Annotated in this window: 21 protein-coding genes; 14 read left to right on the top strand and 7 right to left on the bottom strand. The window is 70.9% G+C overall.

The genetic code is table 11. The features are described 5' to 3' along the window. The first annotated feature begins 35 nt into the window (after positions 1-35). From ACFXI4_RS21945 to ACFXI4_RS21890, 12 genes are all read left to right on the top strand, one after another. Complete coding sequence (locus ACFXI4_RS21945; protein ID WP_309500612.1) at positions 36-119, top strand: putative leader peptide; 84 nt, start codon at positions 36-38, stop codon at positions 117-119. Between the two features lie 126 nt (positions 120-245). Then, positions 246-1,940: a nitrite/sulfite reductase gene (locus ACFXI4_RS21940; RefSeq protein ID WP_384993385.1), complete on the top strand. Its 1,695-nt coding sequence runs from the start codon at positions 246-248 to the stop codon at positions 1,938-1,940. After that, positions 1,937-2,116, top strand: a complete 180-nt coding sequence (locus ACFXI4_RS21935; protein ID WP_217546992.1) for a hypothetical protein — start codon at positions 1,937-1,939, stop codon at positions 2,114-2,116. Before ACFXI4_RS21940 ends, ACFXI4_RS21935 begins: the two co-directional genes overlap by 4 nt. Further along, the gene (locus ACFXI4_RS21930) at positions 2,113-2,832 is read left to right on the top strand and encodes a phosphoadenylyl-sulfate reductase (protein ID WP_384993383.1); all 720 of its coding nucleotides are present in this window, start codon (positions 2,113-2,115) and stop codon (positions 2,830-2,832) included. The genes ACFXI4_RS21935 and ACFXI4_RS21930 overlap by 4 nt, the downstream gene beginning before the upstream one ends. Continuing rightward, positions 2,829-3,437: an adenylyl-sulfate kinase gene (gene cysC, locus ACFXI4_RS21925; RefSeq protein WP_384993381.1), complete on the top strand. Its 609-nt coding sequence runs from the start codon at positions 2,829-2,831 to the stop codon at positions 3,435-3,437. The genes ACFXI4_RS21930 and cysC overlap by 4 nt, the downstream gene beginning before the upstream one ends. Then, a complete protein-coding gene (gene cysD / locus ACFXI4_RS21920; RefSeq protein ID WP_384993378.1) occupies positions 3,434-4,369 on the top strand; it encodes a sulfate adenylyltransferase subunit CysD in 936 nt (311 codons plus the stop codon). The genes cysC and cysD overlap by 4 nt, the downstream gene beginning before the upstream one ends. 2 nt (positions 4,370-4,371) lie before the next feature. Further along, complete coding sequence (locus ACFXI4_RS21915) at positions 4,372-5,709, top strand: sulfate adenylyltransferase subunit 1 (RefSeq protein ID WP_384993376.1); 1,338 nt, start codon at positions 4,372-4,374, stop codon at positions 5,707-5,709. 222 nt (positions 5,710-5,931) lie between these two features. Continuing rightward, positions 5,932-7,035 (top strand): aliphatic sulfonate ABC transporter substrate-binding protein, encoded by a 1,104-nt coding sequence (locus ACFXI4_RS21910; RefSeq protein WP_384993373.1) that lies wholly within the window; start codon positions 5,932-5,934, stop codon positions 7,033-7,035. Positions 7,036-7,070: 35 nt separating this feature from the next. Next, positions 7,071-7,856, top strand: coding sequence for an ABC transporter ATP-binding protein (locus ACFXI4_RS21905; protein WP_384993370.1), 786 nt, complete (start codon positions 7,071-7,073; stop codon positions 7,854-7,856). Further along, entirely contained in the window at positions 7,843-8,721 is an 879-nt protein-coding gene (locus ACFXI4_RS21900) for an ABC transporter permease (RefSeq protein WP_362719464.1), read from the top strand. Before ACFXI4_RS21905 ends, ACFXI4_RS21900 begins: the two co-directional genes overlap by 14 nt. 8 nt (positions 8,722-8,729) lie before the next feature. After that, the gene (locus tag ACFXI4_RS21895; protein WP_384993368.1) at positions 8,730-9,467 is read left to right on the top strand and encodes a sirohydrochlorin chelatase; all 738 of its coding nucleotides are present in this window, start codon (positions 8,730-8,732) and stop codon (positions 9,465-9,467) included. Positions 9,468-9,754: 287 nt separating this feature from the next. Beyond that, a complete protein-coding gene (locus ACFXI4_RS21890) occupies positions 9,755-10,609 on the top strand; it encodes a transglutaminase-like domain-containing protein (protein ID WP_384993365.1) in 855 nt (284 codons plus the stop codon). Here ACFXI4_RS21890 and ACFXI4_RS21885 read toward each other — a convergent pair. Further along, on the bottom strand, positions 10,590-11,141 hold the full coding sequence (locus ACFXI4_RS21885) for a DUF1697 domain-containing protein (protein ID WP_384993363.1): 552 nt from the start codon (positions 11,139-11,141) through the stop codon (positions 10,590-10,592). The genes ACFXI4_RS21890 and ACFXI4_RS21885 overlap by 20 nt on opposite strands. A gap of 395 nt (positions 11,142-11,536) precedes the next feature. Between ACFXI4_RS21885 and ACFXI4_RS21880 the strand changes: the two genes are divergently transcribed. Beyond that, positions 11,537-13,786 (top strand): MMPL family transporter, encoded by a 2,250-nt coding sequence (locus tag ACFXI4_RS21880; RefSeq protein ID WP_384993361.1) that lies wholly within the window; start codon positions 11,537-11,539, stop codon positions 13,784-13,786. 79 nt (positions 13,787-13,865) lie between these two features. Here the strand turns inward: ACFXI4_RS21880 and ACFXI4_RS21875 are convergent, their stop codons facing one another. The 3 genes from ACFXI4_RS21875 to ACFXI4_RS21865 are packed head-to-tail and all read right to left on the bottom strand — an operon-like array spanning position 13,866 to position 16,890. Further along, positions 13,866-15,146, bottom strand: coding sequence for an ABC transporter substrate-binding protein (locus tag ACFXI4_RS21875; RefSeq protein ID WP_384993358.1), 1,281 nt, complete (start codon positions 15,144-15,146; stop codon positions 13,866-13,868). Beyond that, a complete protein-coding gene (locus ACFXI4_RS21870) occupies positions 15,146-15,979 on the bottom strand; it encodes a carbohydrate ABC transporter permease (protein ID WP_362723152.1) in 834 nt (277 codons plus the stop codon). The genes ACFXI4_RS21875 and ACFXI4_RS21870 overlap by 1 nt, the downstream gene beginning before the upstream one ends. Beyond that, the gene (locus ACFXI4_RS21865; RefSeq protein ID WP_384993685.1) at positions 15,976-16,890 is read right to left on the bottom strand and encodes a carbohydrate ABC transporter permease; all 915 of its coding nucleotides are present in this window, start codon (positions 16,888-16,890) and stop codon (positions 15,976-15,978) included. The genes ACFXI4_RS21870 and ACFXI4_RS21865 overlap by 4 nt, the downstream gene beginning before the upstream one ends. Before the next feature lie 199 nt (positions 16,891-17,089). Here ACFXI4_RS21865 and ACFXI4_RS21860 point away from each other — a divergent pair, with 199 nt between their 5' ends. Then, positions 17,090-17,953 carry a phosphotransferase enzyme family protein gene (locus ACFXI4_RS21860; protein ID WP_384993355.1) on the top strand — a complete coding sequence of 288 codons (864 nt, stop codon included), beginning with the start codon at positions 17,090-17,092 and terminating at the stop codon, positions 17,951-17,953. A 128-nt stretch (positions 17,954-18,081) separates the two neighbouring features. On the opposite strand, the gene ACFXI4_RS21855 is transcribed toward ACFXI4_RS21860, so the two are convergent. From ACFXI4_RS21855 to ACFXI4_RS21845, 3 genes are all read right to left on the bottom strand, one after another. Beyond that, positions 18,082-18,801 carry a 3'-5' exonuclease gene (locus ACFXI4_RS21855; RefSeq protein ID WP_384993351.1) on the bottom strand — a complete coding sequence of 240 codons (720 nt, stop codon included), beginning with the start codon at positions 18,799-18,801 and terminating at the stop codon, positions 18,082-18,084. Positions 18,802-18,903: 102 nt separating this feature from the next. After that, on the bottom strand, positions 18,904-20,145 hold the full coding sequence (locus ACFXI4_RS21850) for an SAV2148 family HEPN domain-containing protein (protein WP_384993348.1): 1,242 nt from the start codon (positions 20,143-20,145) through the stop codon (positions 18,904-18,906). A 102-nt stretch (positions 20,146-20,247) separates the two neighbouring features. Then, positions 20,248-21,564 (bottom strand): copper amine oxidase, encoded by a 1,317-nt coding sequence (locus ACFXI4_RS21845; RefSeq protein WP_384993345.1) that lies wholly within the window; start codon positions 21,562-21,564, stop codon positions 20,248-20,250. Between the last annotated feature and the right edge of the window lie 49 nt (positions 21,565-21,613).

Genomic DNA, 21,613 nt, shown 5'->3' with positions numbered 1-21,613 from the left:
GGACTGGCCCGAGATCCGCGTGACACGCTTCCGTCATGTCTGGAACTGGAATCGCCTTGGTGAGTCGGCGGCACGTCGACCTCGGCCGCATGTCCAGCGCCATCTGTCCGGCGGGCTGAGAGCACAGCACCGCCGCTCCCCGCTGTCCAGACCTCTCCTTGCGCAGTGTCGCGCAGACATGCCCCCACGCGCCCGCAGGCGCAGGTAAGAGCCGCTTCCCACCTGTCCGAAGGACGTATATCGCCATGGCCGCCACCCCGCAGAACCCCGCCTCCGCGCCCCGCCGCAAGGTGAGTCGTCACCGCGGCGAGGGGCAGTGGGCCATGGGGCACTTCACCCCGCTCAACGGCAACGAACAGTTCAAGAAGGACGACGACGGTCTCAATGTGCGGACACGCATTGAGACGATCTACTCCAAGCGCGGCTTCGACTCGATCGACCCCAACGACCTGCGCGGACGTATGCGCTGGTGGGGCCTGTACACGCAGCGCAAGCCCGGCATCGACGGTGGCAAGACGGCCGTCCTGGAGCCGGAGGAACTGGACGACAAGTACTTCATGCTCCGGGTGCGGATCGACGGCGGCCGCCTCACCACCCAGCAGCTGCGGGTGATCGGAGAGATCTCGCAGGAGTTCGCGCGGGGCAGCGCGGACGTCACCGACCGGCAGAACATCCAGCTGCACTGGATCCGCATCGAGGACGTTCCCGAGATCTGGAACCGCCTGGAGGCCGTCGGCCTGTCCACCACCGAGGCGTGCGGCGACACCCCGCGCGTGGTCATCGGCTCGCCGGTCGCCGGTATCGCCGAGGACGAGATCATCGACGGCAGCTGGGCGATCGACGAGATCAACCGGCGGTACATCGGCAGCAAGGAGTTCTCCAACCTGCCGCGCAAGTTCAAGTCCGCGATCTCCGGTTCGCCGCTGCTCGACGTGGTGCACGAGATCAACGACATCGCCTTCGTCGGCGTGGAGCACCCCGAGCACGGCCCCGGCTTCGACCTGTGGGTCGGCGGCGGTCTGTCCACCAACCCGAAGATCGGCGTCCGGCTGGGCGCCTGGGTGCCGCTGGCGGAGGTCCCGGAGGTCTGGGCCGGCGTCATCGGCATCTTCCGGGACTACGGCTACCGGCGGCTGCGCACCCGCGCCCGGCTGAAGTTCCTGGTCGCCGACTGGGGCGCGGAGAAGTTCCGCCGGATCCTGGAGGAGGAGTACCTCGAGCGCGAGCTCGTCGACGGCCCCGCGCCGGCCGAACCCCTGCAGCGCTGGCGCGACCACATCGGTGTCCACCGGCAGCAGGACGGCAACTTCTACGTCGGGTTCGCGCCGCGCGTCGGCCGGGTGGACGGGGCCACCCTGGCGAAGGTGGCCGACCTCGCCGAGGCCCACGGCTCGGGCCGGGTACGGACCACCGTCGAGCAGAAGATGATCGTCCTCGACGTCACCGAGGACCAGGTCGACTCGCTGGTCGAGGCCCTGGAGGCGCTGGACCTGACCGCCAGGCCGTCTGCGTTCCGGCGCGGCACCATGGCCTGCACCGGCATCGAGTACTGCAAGCTCGCCATCGTCGAGACGAAGGCGCGGGGCGCCTCGCTCATCGACGAGCTGGAGCGCCGGCTGCCCGACTTCGACGAGCCGCTGACCATCAACCTCAACGGCTGCCCGAACGCCTGCGCCCGCATCCAGGTCGCGGACATCGGTCTCAAGGGCCAGCTGGTCCTCGACGAGCGGGGCGAGCAGGTCGAGGGCTTCCAGGTGCACCTGGGCGGCGCCCTGGGCCTGGAGGCCGGTTTCGGCCGCAAGGTCCGCGGTCTCAAGGTGACCTCGGAGGAACTCCCGGACTACGTCGAGCGGGTGCTCAAGCGTTTCCAGGCGGAGCGCGAGGACGGCGAGCGGTTCGCCGCCTGGGCGTCCCGCGCCAGTGAGGAGGCCCTCTCATGAGCGAGCGGGCCGCCCCGTTCTACTGCCCCTACTGCGGCGACGAGGACCTGCGTCCGAACGAACAGGGCCACGGCGCCTGGGAATGCGCGGCGTGCAACCGGGCATTCCAGCTGAAGTTCCTCGGGCTGCTCGCCCGGGGGCTGAAGCACTCCGAGGCCGGAGGGGAACAGATATGACCACCGTTCAGGAAGACCGCACCACCGACGACTTGAAGGCACTGGCCGAGCAGGCGGGCCGCGATCTCGAAGACGCCTCGGCCCTGGAGATCCTCCAGTGGGCGGTGGACACCTTCGGCAAGGGCTTCTGCGTGACCTCCTCCATGGAGGACGCGGTGGTGGCCCACCTCGCCTCACGCGCCCGCAGGAGCGACGGCATGGTCGACGTCGTCTTCCTCGACACCGGCTACCACTTCCCGGAGACCATCGGCACCCGGGACGCCGTCGAGGCCGTGATGGACGTCAACGTCATCACGCTCACCCCGCTCCAGACGGTAGCCGAGCAGGACGCGGAGTACGGGCCGAAGCTGCACGACCGCGACCCGGACCTGTGCTGCCGGCTCCGCAAGGTCCTGCCCCTGGAGCGCGGCCTGGCGAACTACACGGCCTGGGCGACCGGGCTGCGCCGCGACGAGTCGGAGAGCCGGGCGAACACCCCGGTCGTCGGCTGGGACGAGAAGCGGCAGAAGGTCAAGATCTCGCCGATCGCCCGCTGGACCCAGGACGACGTGGACGCGTATGTCGCGGAGCACGGGGTGCTGACCAACCCCCTGCTGATGGACGGCTACGCCTCGATCGGCTGTGCCCCCTGCACCCGCCGGGTGCTGGAGGGCGAGGACGCGCGCGCCGGCCGCTGGGCAGGGCGCGCCAAGACCGAGTGCGGCCTGCACGGATGACCGCACAGGCCTTCGGGGCGCAGGTCGGCACCCCCCTCGCGACGACCACCGACACACAGGAGAATCACGTGACGACCGGAGCCACCGTCTGGCTCACGGGTCTGCCGAGCGCCGGCAAGACCACCATCGCGTACGAGCTGGCGGACCGGCTGCGCGCCGAGGGCCACCGCGTCGAGGTGCTCGACGGCGACGAGATCCGCGAGTTCATCTCGGCGGGCCTCGGCTTCAGCCGTGAGGACCGGCACACCAACGTGCAGCGCATCGGCTTCGTCGCCGAACTTCTGGCACGTCATGGCGTCATGGCCCTTGTCCCGGTGATCGCCCCCTACGCGGACAGCCGGGACGCGGTGCGCAAGCGCCACGAGGAGAACGGCACCGCCTACGTCGAGGTGCATGTGGCGACCCCGGTCGAGGTGTGCTCCGTACGCGATGTGAAGGGTCTGTACGCCAAGCAGGCAGCCGGTGAGCTGACCGGGCTGACGGGGGTCGACGACCCCTACGAGGAGCCTGAGACGCCCGATCTGCGGATCGAGTCGCAGCACCAGACCGTGCAGGAGTCCGCGGCGTCCGTGCACGCCCTGCTCACCGAGAAGGGACTGGCATGACGACCGTGGCGACCCACGAGGAGGGCACCGGTACCCCGTACGCCCTGTCCCACCTGGACGCGCTGGAGTCCGAGGCGGTCCACATCTTCCGCGAGGTGGCGGGCGAGTTCGAGCGGCCGGTGATCCTGTTCTCCGGCGGCAAGGACTCCATCGTCATGCTGCACCTGGCACTCAAGGCGTTCGCCCCCGCCGCGATCCCCTTCTCGCTGCTGCACGTGGACACCGGCCACAACTTCCCCGAGGTCCTCGCCTACCGCGACCGGACGGTCGAGCACCACGGGCTGCGCCTCCACGTGGCCTCCGTACAGGACTACATCGACCGGGGCGCACTGCGCGAACGGCCCGACGGGACCCGCAACCCCCTGCAGACGGTGCCGCTCACCGAGAAGATCCAGAGCGAGAGGTTCGACGCGGTCTTCGGCGGCGGCCGCCGGGACGAGGAGAAGGCGCGCGCCAAGGAACGGGTCTTCTCCCTGCGCGACGAGTTCTCCCAGTGGGACCCCCGCCGTCAGCGCCCCGAGCTGTGGAACCTCTACAACGGACGCCACGCCCCCGGCGAACACGTCCGCGTCTTCCCCCTCAGCAACTGGACCGAACTCGACGTCTGGCAGTACATCGCCCGCGAGGAGATCGAGCTGCCGGACATCTACTTCGCGCACGAGCGCGAGGTGTTCCAGCGGGGCGGGATGTGGCTGACGGCAGGCGGGTGGGGCGGCCCCCGGGACGACGAGAGCGTCGAGAAGCGCCAGGTGCGCTACCGGACCGTCGGTGACATGTCCTGCACGGGCGCCGTCGACTCCGACGCCGACAGCATCGAGAAGGTGATCGCCGAGATCGCCGCCTCCCGGCTCACCGAACGCGGCGCCACCCGCGCCGACGACAAGCTCTCCGAAGCCGCGATGGAAGACCGCAAGCGCGAGGGGTACTTCTAGAGATGAGCACGACCACCACGGAACTCGGCCTGACCGAGGCCACCCTCCTGCGTTTCGCGACCGCCGGCTCGGTCGACGACGGCAAGTCCACCCTCGTCGGACGCCTGCTGCACGACTCCAAGTCGGTCCTCACCGACCAGCTGGAGGCCGTGGAACGCGCCTCGGCATCCCGCGGACAGGACACCCCCGACCTGGCCCTGCTCACCGACGGACTGCGCGCCGAGCGCGAACAGGGCATCACCATCGACGTGGCCTACCGCTACTTCGCCACACCCCGGCGCCGGTTCATCCTCGCCGACACCCCGGGCCACGTGCAGTACACCCGCAACATGGTGACCGGCGCCTCCACCGCCGAACTGACCGTGGTCCTGGTCGACGCCCGCAACGGGGTCGTCGAGCAGACCCGCCGGCACGCCGCGATCGCCGCCCTGCTCCGGGTCCCGCACGTCGTCCTCGCCGTCAACAAGATGGACCTGGTCGGCTACCGGGAGGCGGTCTTCGCCGGGATCGCCGAGGAGTTCACGGCCTACGCGACCGAGCTGGGCGTCCCGGAGGTCACCGCGATCCCGATCTCGGCGCTCGTCGGCGACAACGTCGTGGAACCGTCGGCGAACATGGACTGGTACGGCGGCCCGACTGTCCTGGAGCACCTGGAGACCGTCCCGGTCAGCCACGACCTGGCGCACTGCCACGCGCGGCTGCCCGTGCAGTACGTGATCCGCCCGCAGACCGCCGAGCACCCGGACTACCGGGGCTACGCCGGACAGATCGCCGCCGGTACCTTCCACGTCGGCGAGCCGGTCACGGTCCTGCCGTCCGGTCGTACGACCACGGTCTCCGGCATCGACCTGCTCGGCAGGCCGGTCGACTCGGCCTGGACCACCCAGTCGGTGACCCTCCTGCTCGCCGACGACATCGACGTCTCGCGCGGCGACCTGATCGTGCCGACGAAGGACGCGCCGGCGACCACCCAGGAGGTCGAGGCGACCGTCTGCCACGTGGCCGACCAGCCGTTGACCGTCGGCCACCGGGTGCTGCTCAAGCACGGCACCCGTACGGTCAAGGCGATCGTCAAGGACATCCCGTCCCGGCTCACCCTCGACGACCTGTCCCTGCACCCGCACCCGGGGCAGCTCGTCGCCAACGACATCGGCCGGGTGAAGATCCGTACCGCCGAGCCGCTGCCGGTCGACTCCTACGCCGACTCGCGCCGCACCGGCTCCTTCATCCTCATCGACCCCGCCGACGGCACCACGCTCACCGCGGGCATGGTCGGTGAGTCGTTCGCCTCCCCCGAGCCCGTCAAGGACGAGGCCGAGGACGACGGGTGGGACTTCTGACGTGAACTCCACCGACTACTACTCCACGTTCGCCAAGGAAGGCGGCCGCGTCGGCAGCGGCAGTCTCGGCAGCGGGCAGGGCGGAGTGGCGCGATGTGTGCGTTGACGTACGCGCACTGCCTGCGCGCCCTCACCCCCCACTGCCGTGAACGAAGACCTGCCGACCTCCCGGCCACGACCTGAGAGACCGTGACCGCCGGGCCTCCGAGAGGAACACCTCCCGTGCCTGCTACAAAAGCCTTCCGCCGCAGTCTCGCGGTGATAGCCGCGCTTCCCCTGCTCGCCCTCGCCGCCTGCGGTTACGGGTCGGACTCCGACAAGACCGACACGGCCAAGGTCGCCGCCGGCGCCAAGAAGATCGACGGCCTCGACACCGTCAAGATCGGCTACTTCGGCAACCTGACGCACGCGACCGCGCTGGTGGGCAACCAGAAGGGCTTCTTCCAGAAGGAGCTCGGCGCCACCCAGGCCAAGTACGCGATCTTCAACGCCGGCCCCTCGGAGATCGAGGCGCTCAACTCCGGTTCCATCGACATCGGCTGGATCGGCCCCTCGCCGGCGATCAACGGCTACACCAAGTCCAACGGCACCGACCTGAAGATCATCGGCGGTTCGGCGTCGGGCGGCGTGAAACTGGTCGTCAACCCGAAGAAGATCACGTCCCTGAAGGACGTCAAGGGCAAGAAGATCGCGACGCCCCAGCTGGGCAACACGCAGGACGTGGCGTTCCTCAACTGGGTCGCCGAGCAGGGCTGGAAGGTCGACGCGCAGAGCGGCAAGGGCGACGTCACGGTCGTCCGCACGGACAACAAGATCACCCCGGACGCCTTCAAGGCCGGTTCCATCGACGGCGCCTGGGTGCCCGAGCCGACCGCGTCCAAGCTGGTCGCCGAGGGCGGCAAGGTGCTCCTCGACGAGTCCACGCTGTGGCCCGACAAGAAGTTCGTGATCACGAACATCATCGTGTCGCAGAAGTTCCTCAAGGCGCACCCGAAGGTCGTCGAAGCCGTGCTGAAGGGCTCGGTCGAGGCCAACAAGTGGATCAACGCCAACCCGGACCAGGCGAAGGCCGCCGCCAACAAGCAGCTGGAGGCCGACTCCGGCAAGGCGCTGCCCGCCGAGGTCCTGGACCCGGCCTGGAAGTCGATCCAGTTCACCGACGACCCGCTGGCCTCCACCCTCAACACCGAGGCCGAGCACGCCGTCAAGGCCGGTCTGCTCTCCGACCCGCTGCTGAAGAACATCTACGACCTGACGATCCTCAACAAGATCCTCAAGGCCGACGGCGCGAGCACGGTCGACGCCGCCGGTCTCGGCAGCAGCTGACCGCGGTCCCGACGCGTTCCCAGGAGGTGACGACCATGGCCACGACCACGACGCTCGCCAAGGCCGGCGAGTCGGTGGAGTACGCGGCTCGCCTTGAGCACGTCTCGAAGTCCTTCGCGACTCCCGGCGGACAGCAGCTCGTCCTGGACGACATCACGCTCGATGTCGCGCCGGGTGAGTTCGTCACCCTCCTGGGGGCCTCGGGCTGCGGCAAGTCCACGCTGCTGAACCTGGCGGCGGGTCTTGACCGGCCCACCGCGGGCTCCATCGCGACGGACGGGCGGCCCGCCCTGATGTTCCAGGAGCACGCCCTCTTCCCGTGGCTGACCGCGGGCAAGAACATCGAACTCGCCCTGAAACTCCAGGGGGTTCCCAAGAACGACCGCCGTGCCAGGGCCGAGCAGCTGCTCGAACTGGTCCGGCTGAAGGGCGCGTACGGCAAGCGCGTCCACGAGCTGTCGGGCGGGATGCGCCAGCGTGCGGCGCTGGCCCGGGCGCTCGCCCAGGAGAGCAACCTGCTGCTGATGGACGAGCCGTTCTCGGCCCTGGACGCCATCACCCGGGACGTGCTGCACGACGAGCTGACCCGGATCTGGCAGGAGACCGGGGTCTCCGTCCTGTTCGTCACGCACAACGTGCGCGAAGCGGTGCGGCTCGCCCAGCGGGTGATCCTGCTGTCGTCCCGCCCGGGCCGGATAGCGCGCGAGTGGACGGTCGGCATCCCGCAGCCGCGCCGGATCGAGGACGCGCCCGTGGCCGAACTGTCCCTTGAGATCACCGATGTACTGCGTGGGGAGATCCGCCGTCATGGCCAGCACTGAGACGACCGCGGCCAAGGACGCCGGAAGTGTCGAGGCGGGCCTCGACGCGCTGGAGACGTCGACCGTCGGCCGCCCGACCTTCCGGCAGGTCTTCACCGCCAAGATCCTGCCACCGATCATCGCGCTCGCCGTGGTCCTCGTGGTCTGGACGCTCCTCGTCCCGGTCGTCGACGACCCGTCCAAGCTGCCCTCGCCCACCGCGGTGGGAGACGCGTTCAAGGACGCCTGGCTCAAGGGCGACCTGCTCGGCTACATCTGGACCAGTGTCAGCCGTGGCCTCCTCGGGTTCCTCTTCGCGCTGGTCATCGGCACCCCGCTGGGTCTGCTGGTGGCCCGGGTGAGGTTCGTGCGCGCCGCCATCGGCCCGATCCTGTCCGGCCTGCAGTCACTGCCGTCGGTGGCGTGGGTGCCGCCGGCCGTGATCTGGCTGGGCCTGAACAACTCGATGATGTACGCGGTGATCCTGCTCGGCGCGGTCCCCTCCATCGCCAACGGACTGGTCTCCGGTGTCGACCAGGTGCCCCCGCTGTTCCTGCGCGCCGGACGCACCATGGGCGCGACGGGCGTGAAGGGCATCTGGCACGTGGTGCTGCCGGCGGCGCTGCCCGGCTATGTGGCGGGCCTGAAGCAGGGCTGGGCGTTCTCCTGGCGCTCTTTGATGGCGGCGGAGATCATCGCGAGCTTCCCGGACCTCGGCGTGGGCCTGGGCCAGCTCCTGGAGAACGCGCGCACCGCCAGCGACATGGCCATGGTGTTCGAGGCCATCATCCTGATCCTGTTCGTCGGCATCGCGATCGACCTGCTGATCTTCAGCCCGCTGGAGCGCTACGTGCTGCGCAGCCGCGGTCTGCTGGTGAAGGGCTGAGGTCGCCCGTGCGCAGGCCGGTTCTGGTCGTCATCGCCCACGGCAGCCGCGATCCCCGGCACGCGGCGACCGTGCACGCCCTGGTACGGCGGGTACGGTCGCTGCGGCCCGGGTTGCGCGTGGAGACCGGCTTCCTGGACTTCAACGTCCCCTCGGTGCAGGGGGTGATGGAGTCCCTGGCGGCGGAGGGCGTCCGTGACGTGGTGGCCCTGCCGCTGCTGCTGACGCGCGCCTTCCACGCGAAGGCCGACATACCCGCCGTGCTGCGGGGCGCGCCCGCCCGGCTGCGGATCCGGCAGGCGGACGTGCTCGGGCCGTCCCCGCTGCTCCTGGCGGCCCTCGAACGGCGGCTGCACGAGGCGGGGCTGACTCCCGCCGACAAACCCTCGACCGGGGTCGTGCTGGCCTCGGCGGGGTCCAGTGACCCGGAGGCGATCGCGGTGATCGCAGAAATCGCGCGGGAGTGGCGGCACACCGGTTGGTGCGCCGTGCGGCCCGCGTTCGCCTCCGCATCCCTCCCGCGTACCGAGGACGCGGTACGGGAGCTGCGGGAACTCGGCTGTGCCCGGGTCGCGGTGGCCCCCTACGTCCTCGCCCCCGGCTTCCTGCCCGACCGGATCGCGCGAGGCGCGGCGCGGGCGGACGTGCTGGCCGAGGTGCTCGGCCCGGCCCCGGAGGTGGCCCGGCTGCTGCTGGAGCGGTACGACGCGGCCCGTACCCCCGCCCTGACGGCCGTAGGAGCCTGAGCGGGGTCTGCTTCGGGGTTCGCGGTCCGGCGCTCCCCTGTGACGTCGGACCGCGAACGGCCGGGCGGCGGCGCTCCGTCGAGCGGTGCCGCCGAGCCCGGCTCTTACTTCTGCGCCGTGGCCGGCGAACGTGTCACACCGGGTCCCTTACCGGTACGGTTGCCGACAACCCGCCCCGTGCGTCAGTCGACCGGGTGAGCACGGCGACACGGCGCAGGTGTATACGAACTCGGCATCCGGCTCGTGGCGCTGGACCCTGCCCCTGGGGCAGGGTCGAAAGTGCGGTCATGGACAGCTGCCTGAACCAGACGCCGTACAGCGATCCGGGCCCGCTCGACACCGCCGGCCTGCCCCGTGACCCGCGCGAGCTCACCCGCCTCGTCCGCGGGCTCGTCGTCCACCGGCTGGAGGGCGAACGGCTCGGACACGAGATCCCGCGGGACCGGCTGCACCACGACGGTGAGGCCCGCTACGTCCGCGAGATCCTGCGCATCCTGCGCGAGCGCAAGGACGCTCCGCTCACCGAGCCACGCTCCTACGACGAGCAGTTCGTCGGAACCTGCCGGGACTACTCCCTGCTGCTGTGCTCGCTGCTGCGGGCCACCGGGACGCCGGCGCGCCTCCGGGGCGGCTACGCCACCTACTTCGCCGAGGGTTTCCACGACGACCACTGGGTGACCGAGTACCAGCGGCCGGACGGCGGCTGGCGGCTCGCGGACGCGCAGGTGTCCGCGGACGTCTACGACGTGCCCTTCGACCCGCTGGACGTGCCCAGGGACCGGTTCGTGGTGGCGGGCCGGGCCTGGCGGGCCTGCCGGGCGGGCGAGGCCGATCCGGGCACGTTCGGGGTGTGGGCCGATCCCGGACTGCGCGGTCTGTGGCTCGTGCGCCACAACCTGGTCCTGGACCTCGCCGCCCGGCACGGCACCGAACCGCTGCCCTGGGACGGCTGGGGCCTCGCCGGTGGGCCGGACACCCCGGTCACGGCGGACGACCTGGCGCTTCTCGACACCGTGGCATCCACCGACGACCCCGACGGGCTGCGCCGCCTGGCCGCGGACCCACGGCTGGCCGTACCGCGCGAGATCGTGTCGGCGGCGCCCTTCCTCGGCCGGCGGACGGTCACGCTGCCGGGTCGGTGAGCTCCACCAGCTTGACGACCGTGTTCCAGTTGCGGGTGGTGGCGATCAGCCCCTTGTTGACCCGCGGCCGGGACAGCGCCTCCGCCAGCTTGGAACGGCCGAGGCCGTCCGGCGCGTACAGGTACAGCGCACGGTCGCCCAGGCGGAACTCCTCGGGGAGGTGGGCGGCGGGATCCATGTCCGCGAACCGCTCCGGCGCGAGCGGCGCGGAGAAGTAGGTGACGTGCAGTTGCCTGGCCTCCAGTTCGGCGGCCGGGAACGGGCAGGACTCGGCGACCGCCCTCAGATAGGCGTGGTCGCGGACGAGCACGTCGACGACGAAACCGAACCGCTCCTCGACCGCCCCGGCCAGCTCGGCGGCCAGCGATTCGGCGTCCCCCCGGGCGGCGGCGAAGACGGCCTGTCCGCTCTGGAGGTAGGTCTGCACCGACTCGTACCCGAGGCCGGTCATGAGCGCCCGCAGCTCGGCCATCGGGAGCTTCTTCCTGCCGCCCACGTTGATCCCGCGCAGCAGTGCCGCATACATCGTCATTCGAACACCTTAGAACGGCCGTCGTGCCCCGTGGGGGTGGGCACGACGGCCGTGCCGGGCATGCCGGACTGCCCGAAACTCTGGCCGATCGGACCGCTCCGGATCAACTCCTACACGCACCTGTGACTTGTTCAACAAGGTTCTGTAATCACAAAGCGGATCCCCGTCGTCGGAAGGGACAGCCCTGATCATCACCCCCGAGATGGGTCGATAGATGTAAGGGCCCGACATCCTCCCGGGCGACGAGAGCCGGCCGCCGGACTTCACCGGCCAGCACGAGGAGTCGGTCTCGTCCGCCCCATACCTTCGAATCGAACAGAGGAAGTCGTGAAGAATCCGTGGCGGCCGGGGCCGCCACCGCACACGAGGGGGGCGATCCGGTCATGGATCCCGTCATGGGAAACGGAGAGACGCGGGTGCGGGGCCTGGCCGCCCGGGCCGGCGGCTGGAGCGCCCGGCACCGCTGGGCCGCCGTCGGCATATGGGTGCTGTTCGTCGTCCTGGCCATGGGACTCGGCTCGGCGGCCGGGCGGGTCGACGTCGACGAGAGCGACCAGCTCAAGGGCGAGACCCACACCGCGGCGCGGATCATCGACGACGCGGGGATCAGGCAACCGGCGAGCGAGACGGTCCTGATCCAGTCCGAGGACCCGTCGGTCAAGGCCACGGACGCCGGGTTCAGGGCCGCCGTCGCGGACGTCGTCAAGGCGGTCGGCGGCACCGGCAGGGCCACCGGCATCACCTCGCCGTACACCTCCGGAACCATCTCGAAGGACGGCCGCAGCGCGCTGGTCCAGTTCGACATGCGGGGCGACGCGGAGACCGCCGCCGACCGGGTCGAGCCGGTCCTGGACGCGGTGGCCGGGGTGCAGAAGGCGCACGGCACGCTGCGGATCGCGGAGATCGGCGGCGCCAGCATGAACAAGCAGTACGCCGACGCCTTCGGCAAGGACTTCCAGCGGGCCGAGTACTCCGCCGTGCCGGTGGCCTTCGGCATCCTGCTGATCGCCTTCGGCGCACTGGTGGCGGCGCTGCTGCCGGTCGGTCTGGCGGTGACCGCGATCATGGCGACGATGGGCCTGATGGGCCTGGTCAGCCATCTGCAGCCGATGAGCGACACCGCCAACTCCGTGATGCTGCTGGTCGGCATGGCCGTCGGCGTCGACTACTGCCTGTTCTACCTGCGCCGGGAGCGCGAGGAGCGGGAGGCCGGCCGGGGCGCGGACGCGGCACTGCGGATCGCCGCCGCCACCAGCGGCCGGGCGATCATCGTCTCCGGCGTCACGGTCTGCGTGGCGATGGCGGGCATGCTGTTCACCGGCCTCGCCGAGTTCGAGGCGATGGGCCTGGCCTCCCTGATGGTCGTCGCGGTCGCCATGGTCGGCTCGGTGACCGTCCTGCCCGCGCTGCTCTCCCTGCTGGGCGGTCGGGTCGAGAAGGGCCGGATCCCGTTCCTGCGTCGCGCCAGGCGCGCCCACGGCCCCTCCGAGAGCCGGTTCTGGACCGCCGTGCTGCGCGGGGTGCTCGCCAGGCCGCTGGTCTCCGTGCTCGTCGCGGTCGGGGCGCTGCTCGCGGTCGCCGCGCCCGCCCTCGGCATGAAGACCTCCCAGCTCACCCTGGACCAGGAGTTCGGCGGCTCACTGCCGATCGTGCAGACCTACGACCGGGTCAACGAGGCCTTCCCCGGCGGTTCCGAACCGGCCGAGGTGGTCGTCAGGGCGAAGGACATCAACGCCCCCGAGGTCCGGCGGGCACTGACCGACTTCCGCGAGCAGGCGATCAGCTCGGGTGCCTCGCGCGGCCCGGTCGACATCAGGGTGCACGACGCCCAGAACGTCGCCCTGATCTCCGTACCGCTGGTCGGCGGCTCCGACCTGGACAGGGCCGGCGACAGCCTGGTGAAGCTGCGCGAGGAGGTACGGCCCGCCACGCTCGACAGGGTCGACGGGGTGCAGGCACCGGTGACCGGGAACGTCGCGGGCAACGAGGACTTCAACGACCAGCTGATGGGCTCGGTCGTGCCGGTCTTCGCCTTCGTGGTCGTCTTCGCCTTCCTCCTCATGCTGCTGTCGTTCCGCTCGCTGACGGTCGCGATCACCTCGATCCTGCTCAACCTGCTCTCGGTCGGCGCCGCCTACGGCATTCTCGTCGCCGTCTTCCAGCACGGCTGGGGCGCCTCCCTGGTGGGCGCGGAGGGCGTCGGCGCCATCGTCAGCTGGCTGCCGCTGTTCCTCTTCGTGATCCTGTTCGGCCTGTCGATGGACTACCACGTGTTCGTGGTCTCCCGGATCCGCGAGGCGCGGCTGCGCGGCCGGTCCACCAAGGACGCGATCCGGCACGGTGTGGTCACCACGGCCGGGGTCGTCACCAGCGCCGCCGTCATCATGGTGGCCGTGTTCGCGATCTTCGGCACACTGTCCATGCAGTCCATGAAGCAGATGGGCGTGGGCCTGGCCGCCGCGGTCCTCATCGACGCGACGCTCATCCGGGGTGTGCTGCTCCCGGCGGTGATGGCCCTGCTCGGCGAGCGCAACTGGTACCTGCCGCGCTGGCTGCACTGGCTGCCGGACCTCACCCACGACGAGTCCCCGGAGCCGGTGGCGCCCGCCGTGAACCGGGGGGAGCCGGACCGGCTGCCGGTCTGAGCTCCGGGCAACGCCCCCCGGCACAGGGCCCGTCGGTCTCCGGGTGAGCCGGCGGGCCCTGTTCAACGCCCGCGGGTGTTCAGCGCTGGTAGCGGGCGAGGACGAGGTTGCCGTCGTGCTCCAGGCGGTGGCGGAGTTCACCGAGGCCCATGGCGCCGCTGTAGTACGACTGGAGGGCGGGGGTGGCCACCTTGTCCTTCCACTCCGGGTAGCCGCGGACCGTCTGGGCGGGTGCGGGGCTGAGGTGGCCGGCCAGGGCGGTGCCGGTGGCCCAGCCGTCCGTGGCGGTGTGCAGGGCCGGGTCGTCCAGGGCCTGGGTGCCGGTGGGCAGCATCCAGTCGCCGAGGGCGAGCCGGACCATGTTCTCCGGCCGGAGCAGGAAGTCGATGAACTGGACCGCCTCCTTCCGGTGGGGGCTGTCCGCGGCGACGGACAGCGTCTGCGGGCTGACGCCCTGGGCGAGTCCGCCGGCGCCGGCCGGGGCGGGCAGCACCTGCCAGCGGAAGCCCTTCGGCGCCTGCTGGACGATCTGCTGACGGTAGGAGAAGCCCAGCGGGACCATCGCGTACTTGCCGCCGAAGAAGCCCGGCAGGGTGTCCGAGCCGCCGCTGCCCAGGGTGGACCCGGGCGCGCTGTGGTCGACGTCGACCTGGTCGTGGACGGTGCGCGGCACGACCTGGTCGGCGGCCCCGAACCGCACGGTCACCCTGCCGTCCGCCCCACGGTGGAAGAGTTGTCCGCCCTCCGACAGGGAGAGGTTGAGCGTGGCCGAGACGGGCTCCCTGAGCGGCCAGGCGACGCCGTACCTGCCGTCGCCGCTGAGTTCCCTGGTGACCTGCCGGAACTCGTCCCAGCTCCAGGGGTGCCCGGGGGTCGGTATGCGCACTCCCGCCTTCGCGAGCCAGGTGCTGTTGGCGATCAGCACTCTCGGCTCCTGGAGGAAGGGCACCCCGTAGATGCCGTCACCGAAGGTCGCCGTCCGCCAACTCCGCTGCGGGATGTCGGACTTGAGCCGCTCGGGCAGCAGGCCGGTCAGGTCGGCGAGGTAGCCGCCGTAGGCGAAGTCGGCGAGGTCGTCGGAGGCGTCGTGGATGATGTCCGGGGCTTCACCGCCCTCGAAGGAGGTGAGCAGCTGGTCGTGAACGCTGTCCCAGCTCCCCTGCACGTACGCGACCTTGACGCTCGGATGGGTGTCGTTCCACTCCTTCACCAGTTCCCTGTTGGCGGCGACCGAGTCCTCCTGCCAGGCCAGGGACTGGAAACGGAGGGTGATCGGACCGCCGTCGGCCCTCCCGCCCGCCGAGCAGCCGGCGAGCACGAGCAGCAGGACGAGGAGTGCCGTGCCGGTTCTGGTCCGCATCAGCTCTTCACCGCCCCGGTGAGCATCCCGCCCGTGATCCGCCGCTGGACGAGCGCGAAGACGACCAGCGAGGGCAGCGTGGCCAGGAAGGCGGCCGCGGCGAGGGGTCCGAGGTCGGCCACGCCCTCCGCGCCGATGAAGTGCGTGAGGACGACCGGCAGGGTCTGCTTCTCCGGTGTCTTCAGCAGCACCAGGGCGAAGAAGAACTCGTTCCACGCGGTGACGAAGGCGAACAGCCCGGTCGCCACGATCCCGGGCGCCAGCAGCGGTGCCGTCACCGACACCAGGGTCCGCAGCCGACCGGCCCCGTCCACGGCCGCGGCCTCCTCCAGTTCGACGGGGACCGCGCGGACGTAGCCGCCGAGCATCCACAGCGCGAACGGCAGCGACCACACCACGTACACCATCACCAGCCCGAAGAGGGAGTCGATCAGCCGCAGGTTCTTCAGCACCAGGAACAGCGGGATGATCACCAGCACGAACGGGAAGGCCTGGCTGACCACCACCCACCCGGTGGCCGCCCTCGACAGCGCCCCGCGCCGCCGGGCCATGACGTACGCCATCGGCGTCGCGAGCAGTACGGCGATGACCGCGGCGGCGAGCGCGGCGAGCAGCGAGTTGAGGCCGGCGCGCAGCAGGGGCTGTTCGTCGAAGGCCTGCCGGAAGTTGGCCAGGGTCGGGTGCCGGGGGATCCAGGTGGGGTGCAGACTGCCCAGCTCGGTCGGGGACTTGAAGGCCGTGGAGAGCAGCCACAGCAGCGGGAAGGCCAGGAAGACGAGGTAGCCGAGGAGGGCCGCGTACTGGGCGACGCGAGCGCCGGTGCGGGTCCTCACTCCTCCTCGCCTCCCCGCAGCCGTCCCGCCAGGAAGACGGCCAGCACAATGGCGATCACCGCGACCATCACACAGCCCATTGCCGCCGCGTAGCCGAACTGTCCGTAGCGGAAGGCCTCTTCGTAGGCGAACAGCATGGGCAGCCTTGTCTTGCCGCCGGGACCTCCGCTGGTCAGGACGTAGACCAGGGCGAAGGAGTTGAAGTTCCAGATGAGGTTCAGCGCGGTGACCGCCAGGGCGACGGGTCTGAGGGCGGGCCAGGTGACCGTCCGGAAACGGCGCCAGGCGCCCGCGCCGTCCACGGCCGCCGCCTCGTGCAGTTCGCGCGGGGTGTTCTGCACTCCGGCGAGCAGGGCGACCGTGGTCTGCGGCAGGCCGGCCCAGACGCCGACCACGATCACGGCGGGCAGCGCGGTGCCGAGGCCGCTGAGCCAGTCCCGGCCGTCGCCGAGACCGAGGTCGCGCAGGGTCTCGTTGAGGATCCCCGCGTCCGGGTTGTAGACCAGCCGCCACATGACGCCGACCACGACCTCGGGCATCGCCCAGGGCACGACGGCCAGGGCGCGGGCCAGCCAGCGCAGCCGTAACTCCTGGTCGAGGAGGAGGGCGAGACCGAGGGCGAGCAGGAACTGGGGGACGGTGACCCCGACGGCCCACACCAGGCCGATCCGGAACGACTCCCAGAAGAGCGTGTCGTGCAGGAGGTCCTGGAAGTTGAGGCCGCCGATCCACCGGGTGGCGGCCGTGCGGCCGGACTGCGCGTCGGTGAAGGCCAGCAGGATCCCGTAGAGCAGCGGGCCGACACTCAGGACGAGGATCGGGATCAGTGCGGGCAGGACCAGGAACCAGGCGCCGTGGCCGGTCAGGCGTGCGGCGGCCGGTCGCCGCACGGTGGCCACGTTCGTCGCCAATGCCACGTCATCCCCCTTTGCGCGGCCCGGTCGGGCCCCGTCATGGTCGTGAAGGCAGGTGCTCCCGTCAAGGCACTGCGCACATGGCGCGACCTCCGTGGATGCGAGACTGGCCGGCGGACGGCGCGCAGACGGTGCCGTGTGCACCCGCACAGCGGTGGGCGCGTGGGCGCCGGGAAAACGGACTCGGAGGCGGACGATGGACGAGGCAACGGCGCGGGACGTACTGGCCGCGGCGGGCGTACTGCCCGGTGCGGGGGCCGGCGCCGCGCTCCTCGCCCTGGGCGAGAACGCGGTGTTCGGCGCCGGGGACCTGGTGGTGAAGGTCGGCCGGGACGCCGAACTCCTCGACCGGGCCCGGCGCGAGCTGGAGATCGCCGGGTGGCTGGCGGAGGCGGGCGTCCCGGCCGTGCGGGCCGCCGAGCCGAAGGCACGGCTCGTGGAGGGCCACCCGGTGACCGTGTGGCACCGGCTGGCAAACCCGGTGCGGCCGGCCGAGCCGCGTGATCTGGCCGGACTGCTGCGGATCGTGCACGCGCTGCCGGCCCCTTCCTTCGTGTTGCCGCCCCGCGAGCTGCTGGGCGGTGTGGAGCGCTGGCTGCGGCTCGCGGGCGATGCGATCGACCCTGCCGACGCGGCGTATCTGCGCGCGCGCCGGGACGGATTCGCGGCGGCCGCGGCCGCGCTGACGCCGCGACTGGCTCCGGGGCCGATCCACGGGGACGCACTGCCCCGCAATGTGCACGTCGGACCGGACGGGCCGGTCCTGGTCGACCTGGAGACCTTCTCGTCCGACCTGCGCGAGCACGACCTGGTGGTCATGGCGCTGTCCCGGGACCGGTACGGGCTGCCGGCCGATGCCTACGATTCCTTCGTCGCCGCCTACGGGTGGGACGTGCGGGAGTGGGAGGGGTGCGGCGTGCTGCGCGGGGCCCGGGAGACGGCGAGCTGCGCGTGGGTCGCCCAGCACGCGCCGAGCAACCCGAAGGCGCACGCCGAGTTCGAACGCCGGGTGGCGTCGCTCCGGGACGGCGACGAGTCGGTGCGCTGGTATCCCTTCTGAGCCGCGGACGCTGAGCAGCACCCTCCCCGAAGGCCCGCGGGGCCGTGTCGGATGTGCGGCTACCGCCGCGTGGGCGCGACCGGCCCCCACCGGCCCGCGCCGGACGAATCAGGTGACCGGCCCGGCACTCAGACCGCTTCGGCCAGCTCCCGCAGCGGCCACGCCCCGTCCACCACGGCGTCGGCCTCTCCCTTGCGCCGCAGGAACTGCTGGAAGTCCGCCGCCCATTGCGCGTACCACTCCACCTGACGCCGGTGGAGTTCGGCCGGGCCCAGGGCCGCGATCTTCGGATGACGGTCGGCTATCGCCCCGGCCAGCCGGGCCGCGGCCACCGCGTCGGCCGACGCGTTGTGGGCGGCGGCGAGGGTGACACCGTACTCGGCGCAGACCGCTTCGAGATTGCGCTTGCCGCGGCGGTAGCGGTCGACCCAGCGGTCGATGGTGTACGGGTCGATGACCGGCGCCGGGTCGAGGCCGCCGAGGCGGTCGGAGAGCGACGGCAGGCCGTGCCGGCGCAGTTCCGCCGAGAGCAGGGTGAGGTCGAAGGTCGCGTTGTACGCGACCACCGGGACGCCCGTCTTCCAGTATCCGGTGAGGACGTCCGCAAGGGCGTCGGCGACCTGGTCGGCCGGGCGGCCCTCGGCGGTCGCCCGCTCGTTGCTGATGCCGTGCACGGCCACCGCGTCGGCCGGGATCTCCACGCCCGGGTCCGCCAGCCACTCGCGGCGGCCCAGCTCCTGCCCGGCCCTGACCTCGATCACGGCGCCCGTGACGATGCGCGCCTCGCGCGGATCCGTACCCGTCGTCTCCAGATCGAAGCCGATCAGGAGTTCCTGGTGCCAGCCCATGGGCGGTCCCCCTTCTTGGTGGTGCTTTCCCCCAGTGGTGTCCACCCTCGCATGCGCCACTGACAATCAGGGGACCGCGTTCCGCTTACCGTCGCGCCCGCCTCAGGAGACAGGGCGCGAATCCGCCCAGGCCATTTCGAACTCCTCACGGTATGTCGGGAAGAGTCCCGCTTCCAGGGCGTCGACCGACTTGACCACCTTGTCGCCGTTGCGCAGCACGAGCACCGGCGACTCCATGCCCCGCGCACCGCGCAGATAGGACTGGACGATCGCGACGCCGTCGGCGCCGTCGCCGTCCACCAGGTAGGCGGAGAAGCGGGGGGTGTCGTCGTAGACCTGGATCTCGAAGGCTCCCGGATCGCGCAGCCGGGAGCGGACCCGGCGCATGTGGAGGATGTTCATCTCGACCGAACGGGAGAGTTCGCCGCGCTTCATCCCGAGCTCGCGCTCGCGGCGCTTGATGGCGCTGGAGGCGGGGTTGAGGAAGAGCAGCCGGACCCGGCAGCCGGTCTCGGCGAGCCGCACCAGGCGGCGGCCGGAGAAGTTCTGCACCAGCAGGTTGAGGCCGATGCCGACGGCGTCCAGCCGGCGGGCACCGCCGAAGAGGTCCTCGGCCGGGAACTGGCGCATGAGGCGGACCCGGTCGGGGTGGACGGCGACGACGTCCGCGTAGCGGTCGCCCACCAGGTCCTCCACCGCGTCCACCGGCAGCCGGCGCGCGGAGGGCACGTCACCGCCGGTGCCGAGCATCTCCAGGAGCCGGGCGGAGGCCCGTTCGGCCTGGCCCAGGACGGCCTCGGAGAGCGCCCGGTTTCGGGAGACGACGTTGCGGGTCACCTCCAGCTCGTCGAGGGCGAGTTCGACGTCGCGGCGTTCGTCGAAGTACGGCTCGAAGCACGGCCAGTGCTGCACCATCAGCTCGCGCAGCTGCGGGAGCGTCAGGAAGCTGATCACGTTGTCGTCGGCCGGATCCAGCAGGTAGCCCTTGCGGCGGCTGACCTCGCGGACCGCGACCGCCCGCTGGACCCATTCCTGACCGGCGGGCCCGGCCGCGGCGACCACCCACTCGTCGCCGTGGACGGGTTCGTAGATGGGCCGCAGCACGGCGGCCACGACCGTACGCAGCCGCTGTTCGACGAGGTTCAGCCAGATGTAGGCACGGCCGGCCCGCTGGGCGCGCGTACGCACCTCCAGCCAGGCGTCGGCGTCCCACTCCAGCTCCGGACCGATGGAGCCCGAGGCGTCCATCGGCCGGGCCAGGGACACCGCGCCGGGCGGGACGTCTGTGGAGTTCCCCTCGTGACCCTCGTCACCAGGGGGCAACTCCAGGCCTCCCGAGCCCACCCGTGCACCGCCTTCCGCTCCCCCGAAACTACCCCGTGCCAACGATCAAGGAAGGGTACTCCGGGAGCGGTAGGCGGTGCAGCAGGATGGACAGGTCGTTTCTCAACTACCGTTTCCGGGCTGTCCGTTCTGATCAGCGAGAGCGGCCGGAGTGAGCGGATTCATAGCGGTGACGTCCCGCGGGGCGATGGAGAAGCCCTGCCAGTGGACCGGCATCGGCTGCTGGTCCTCGTCGCGCGCGATGTGGTGGAAACCGACGTTCACCCAGACCACGGGGTTGGTGAGGGTCTGCCCGTTCACCCACCGGTCGACCGTCCTCGGGTGACCGTTGGCGCAGCCCGGGTTGTTGCTGGCGAACAGCTCGCACTTGTCGTACTGGGTGAAGTAGACGTCGTGCTTGGTGAAACCGTGACCCGGGTACTTGTTGGTGGCGCCCTGGACGATCTCGTACGAACGGGCGTGCCCGTCCTTGTTCTTGCCCGCCGTGCTGACCACGCGCCACCAGCGCATGTTCTTGGAGTCGCCGGCGAGTTCCTTGGTGACGTTGGTGCGGGTGGTCTTGTTGGTGGGCGCCTCCTGACCGTGCACGGGCGCGCTGACCACCGAGTCGTACTGCTCGACGCGGCTCTTGGAGGAGCCGTCGAGGTCGAAGTCCAGCTTCCAGAAGACGTTGTGGCTGTGGCTGGTGGCATAGGCGTGGGCGCCCTTGCCGATCGGCCAGCCACGGCCGTCACCGGCGTCGTAGTCGCCCGGCGAAAGGCTGCCGGTGGCACCGACGTTCATGTTGATCGTGCCGTCGTCCTGGAACCGCCACTCGGTCATGTACTCGTACCAGCCGACCTTGTTGACGGTGTAGACCAGCAGGTCCTTGCCCTGCTGCTGGTACACCCGGTTGCCGGTGTCGGCCTGCATCCGGTACGCGTGTCCGCGCGAACGGGTCGTGGTGCACAGGCCGTTGACGTTCGGGTGGGCCGGGTCCCAGGCGTCGGGGACCTTGACGGTCCTGATGGTGCCGCTGGGGCACTCGGCCGAGGCGAGCGGGACCAGGCCCTGGGCGAACCCGAAGCCGGTCAGGTCGTCGTACTCGACGCTGCCGTCGTCGTAGGGGACGTCGATCTGGCCGAGGCGGGCGCTGGAGAGGACCTTGATCGGGGCAGACTCGCCCTTGGGCTGGTAGGAGATGTGCTCCAGGACCAGCCCGGCCTTGCTGTCGTAGCGCCAGCACATCCGCCAGGTGGTACCGGTGGAGAGCTTCTGCTCGATCCGGTAGGCGGCGGAGCAGTCGGCGGCGGCTGCGGCGGCCTGCTTCGGCTGGGCGGCCGCGGGGCCTGCCGCCGTGGTCGCGCCGGCGGCCAGCGCCGCTGCGGACAGGCCCACGGCGGCCGTCCGGCGGGCGCGACGGATTCTGTTCGGTTGCATGACGAAGTGACTCCTCGTGCGGGAGATGCAGTCGAGATAAGGAGTGAGG

This window comes from Streptomyces sp. NPDC059224, assembly GCF_042754285.1.
Lineage (GTDB): Bacteria > Actinomycetota > Actinomycetes > Streptomycetales > Streptomycetaceae > Streptomyces.
This window is presented reverse-complemented; position numbering and strand designations above follow the sequence as displayed.